The following is a 3,283-nucleotide window of genomic DNA, read 5'->3' on the forward strand; positions in this document are numbered from 1 at the left end:
CAATGCGCCAAGGAGACGATTTACCCGTTTACCTCGGCCTTTCAATGGGTGACAGAATTACTGTCGCAACGGTGACAAATTTAATGCGGTCTACGCCAGCTGAGCCTGGCGTGCGCAGCGCCGCCGCTGACTGCCCCTGCGGCCGAAATCGTCGACGCAGTGGTTCGCATCTGGGGCAGCGACCTCGTCACGAAGACGTCGGGGCGACTGATGGCCGCCGCGCTCGCGGTGCCCGGCCCGATCGCCGGGGCCGAGACGTTCCTTCTTTCGATGAGAGATGACATTAAGAGCGGCCGGTTACGTGAAACGGGCGTGGCGTTTGAAGAGATCTTCGCTCGTCACCCCAATGTGTTCCTCGCCCGCGCAAGGGATCTGCTGGCATCATTCGGCGCTGGTCGTCGTCCGGCCCCACTCCGTTGAACGACTAAAGAGGTCCATACCTCGCAGGCGCGTTCCCGGTCGGGCTGGGCGACAAACACCACGAGCGAGCGAGTTCTGGTCGAGGCTTCAGCGCGGCGTCTTGACTCATGGCCAAGGTCAGTAAAATAGCGCCGGGACAATACAGACACCGGCAACGCCGGCACACATACATCAATGGCAACATCGCGCCGACGGCGACCAACACCACCGCCAGCTCCAACCCGAATCTACGCAAAGCTGCCGCTCGACGTCGAAGTGACCCTGCAGCGATTATGGGACCGCAACCTGCGCATCGACGACCGTCCAGCAAATCGCCGCGCGCTCGTCTCAATCGGCTATTACCGGCTGCTGATCTATATGCGCCGGTTTCAGAATCCGGCCACCAAGCGTTTCAGATTCGGCACGAGGTTCAGCGACGTCGTGGCGCTGTATGATTTCGATCGGCATTTGCGCAGCGTCACGATGGATGCAATCGAACGGATTGAGGTTGCACTGCGTTCGGCACTCAGTAACCCGCTCGCGCAAACTCACGGGAGCCACTGGTACGCCGATAAGAGCCTGTTCACGGACATTCGCGCGTACACGGGGGTACTGTCGACCGTTTCGCGCGAATGCAGTGAGAAGAAAGGGCCGGGATTGACGCATTATTATGAAACCTACGTTCAGCCCGACCTGCCGCCGACGTGGCTCGTATGCGAACATTTGTCGCTTGGGGCACTCTCGCGCATGTTCGACGCTTTGTCCGTGGCGCACCGCAAGACGGTCGCGCGACATGTCTGGTCCGAAGTGCCCGATGCGGTGCTTGTTTCGTGGCTGCGATCGTTGACGGTGCTGCGAAACGCGTGCGCCCATCACGCGCGACTATGGGATATGAAGTTAACGGTTTCTGCGCCCGTTACGCCTGGTGCGACGGGTCCGCTCGGCAGATACAGCCCGGGCATGAAAAACAACACGACTTTCTATGCCCGTGCCACCATGATGAAAGCACTGCTGGACCCGTTGGGATACGGCGCAGCGTGGCGGGAAGCGCTGGCGCGGTGCGTAAATTCCTGCCGGTTTTTCGACGCCGGGCAGCATCTTGGTTTTCCCAAAGAATGGGAGAAGACGGCGACATGGAGTTGACGTTCTATACAGAAGACCGTAAGATTGTTGATGAAAACGCTGGAGACGCCTCTCAACGATGCGCAACACTCTAAGCTCACCGAAGGGGCGCGAAAGCGCCCCTTTCCTATTTGTGCGCCATTTGTGATCCAGCGGAAGTGCCTCGTTGACCCCGGAATCGCAACCCTTTCGCGAAAAAACACGTGTCCTCTTTGGGCCATGAAGGCGTATGCGAAGCGTCATCTTCGCGTCGCCCCGGTCGTTGGCACCACCATCCGCCTGTCACTGGAGGAGCCAGGTGTCACGCGTTCGGCCACGTCTACCCTGCGACCGATCACGGACGGTGCACCACTGACGATGGACGATCTCAGGCAGCTACTGCCGTCCCTGGGCTCGGTCGTCTGGGTGTTTTCCAACAGCGGCGCTGCAGGCCGGTACGAACTGGCGACAGTCGCAAACGATATTCGGGTGAACCTGTTTATGGGCGTCGAAAACGGTCTGCCGGAGATCGACGCCGAAAGCAAACTGCGCGGCACTGCCGCTCGCCTTGTCGTTGAACTCGAATACGGCGGCTGACGCGCGGATCGCGATCGCCCGGCGCATTCGTCAGCGATTCACCACTTTCCATTGCCCGTCGATGAGGCTCACGATCACGTGTGGCTCGAAGGTCCCGCTCATGTCAGCCGCGACGACCGGGAACGCTTTCTGAACGTCGCTACGCCTGGCCCACTCCGCAGCGTCGGGAACAGAGTACGTGAAGTACACCCGCATGCTCTTGCGTCCGTCTACAGGTTCAAAATCTTCCCAGCGTGTGACCTTGTTGAGCACGCCATGTCCATAGCAAAACCGCGGTACGCCTTTTGTGAGACCTGGAGCGTCTCGGTACAGGGCCATCTGTTTGAGTCCCTCGCTGCTCGGGGAGAAACGCAAGCCGGGTTCACGATAGACCGACTCCCGCGCTGTGACTGGCGTCGCAACGAGTAGTCCCGCCCTAGTCAACGCCTGCCCGGCGTCCAGAAACCCGACCGGACTGCCCGCGTCGGAAAGACTCGCAGTCACCGGATACTCCGCTGGAGGGAGGCATCGCGGTGGCTGCAACTTCATCACCTCGTTGAGAGCCGCAGCGAAATTGGTCTCGCTGATGTCCGATTTGCTTGAACAGGCGGCGAGCGCGGCGATGGCACACAGGCTGACGACAAGGGCTGTTTTCGAATGCATGGTTAGCGGGCGTTGGTCTTGTATGTGTGGCAGCCCGAGAATCTATCACGCCCACAGGGAACGAGTCGCGCACGATGTGAATGAGCCTGCATGGTCATTGTGCGCGATTCTGCCGCCGGGGCAATTGCCCTTCAAAGTCGTCGCGGACCGACGTGGCCGGCGCCCATCCGGGTCGTCGGCGCAGCCAGTATCGCCCGAATGCTGGCCAGCGACGCACGGGCGACGGGACTGGGTGTAACCCGCATCGAGCTCAAGCCACGAGGCACCACAACGCCGAGCTGCCTGCATATCGTCGACAGGTAAGGCTTCGATGGGCCACCCCATTGCCGTACCGCATCGGTAATGGCGTGATCTCCTACGTGAATCCGGAGCCACGCCAGAACCTGACGATCGCGCTCGTTCTGCACCCGCACCAGATGTTCCATTGCATCCTCCAAGCTGTATATGGATAAGGGCTATCCTGTTAGCACCACAATTTCGGATTGCGGGCGTATGGGCGCTTGGTCGGAGTGGGTTTTCGGGTCACCGCCTTGTAGGTGACCGG

The 3,283-nt window shown here is 60.3% G+C and carries 5 protein-coding genes; 3 read left to right on the forward strand and 2 right to left on the reverse strand.

Annotation, left to right across the window (positions count from 1 at the left end):
- The first annotated feature begins 210 nt into the window (after positions 1 to 210).
- From P3T21_RS38205 to P3T21_RS38215, 3 genes are all read left to right on the forward strand, one after another.
- Positions 211 to 420, forward strand: coding sequence for a hypothetical protein (locus tag P3T21_RS38205; protein WP_429261024.1), 210 nt, complete (start codon positions 211 to 213; stop codon positions 418 to 420).
- 255 nt (positions 421 to 675) lie between these two features.
- Positions 676 to 1,542, forward strand: a complete 867-nt coding sequence (locus P3T21_RS38210) for an Abi family protein (protein WP_429261025.1) — start codon at positions 676 to 678, stop codon at positions 1,540 to 1,542.
- A 30-nt stretch (positions 1,543 to 1,572) separates the two neighbouring features.
- The gene (locus tag P3T21_RS38215) at positions 1,573 to 2,097 is read left to right on the forward strand and encodes a hypothetical protein (protein WP_429261026.1); all 525 of its coding nucleotides are present in this window, start codon (positions 1,573 to 1,575) and stop codon (positions 2,095 to 2,097) included.
- A gap of 30 nt (positions 2,098 to 2,127) precedes the next feature.
- On the opposite strand, the gene P3T21_RS38220 is transcribed toward P3T21_RS38215, so the two are convergent.
- Positions 2,128 to 2,580 carry a hypothetical protein gene (locus tag P3T21_RS38220; RefSeq protein ID WP_429261027.1) on the reverse strand — a complete coding sequence of 151 codons (453 nt, stop codon included), beginning with the start codon at positions 2,578 to 2,580 and terminating at the stop codon, positions 2,128 to 2,130.
- Between the two features lie 290 nt (positions 2,581 to 2,870).
- Positions 2,871 to 3,164: a hypothetical protein gene (locus P3T21_RS38225; RefSeq protein WP_429261028.1), complete on the reverse strand. Its 294-nt coding sequence runs from the start codon at positions 3,162 to 3,164 to the stop codon at positions 2,871 to 2,873.
- Positions 3,165 to 3,283: the final 119 nt, after the last annotated feature.

This window comes from Paraburkholderia sp. GAS334 (assembly GCF_050436625.1).
In the GTDB taxonomy this organism is placed as follows: Bacteria; Pseudomonadota; Gammaproteobacteria; order Burkholderiales; family Burkholderiaceae; genus Paraburkholderia.

What these genes read in the sequence shown, in the direction of transcription:
- P3T21_RS38225 (WP_429261028.1), bottom strand. Translation starts at nt 3,164, where the DNA reads ATGGAACATCTGGTGCGGGTGCAGAACGAGCGCGATCGTCAGGTTCTG.
- P3T21_RS38205 (WP_429261024.1), top strand. Translation starts at nt 211, where the DNA reads ATGGCCGCCGCGCTCGCGGTGCCCGGCCCGATCGCCGGGGCCGAGACG.
- P3T21_RS38215 (WP_429261026.1), top strand. Translation starts at nt 1,573, where the DNA reads ATGAAAACGCTGGAGACGCCTCTCAACGATGCGCAACACTCTAAGCTC.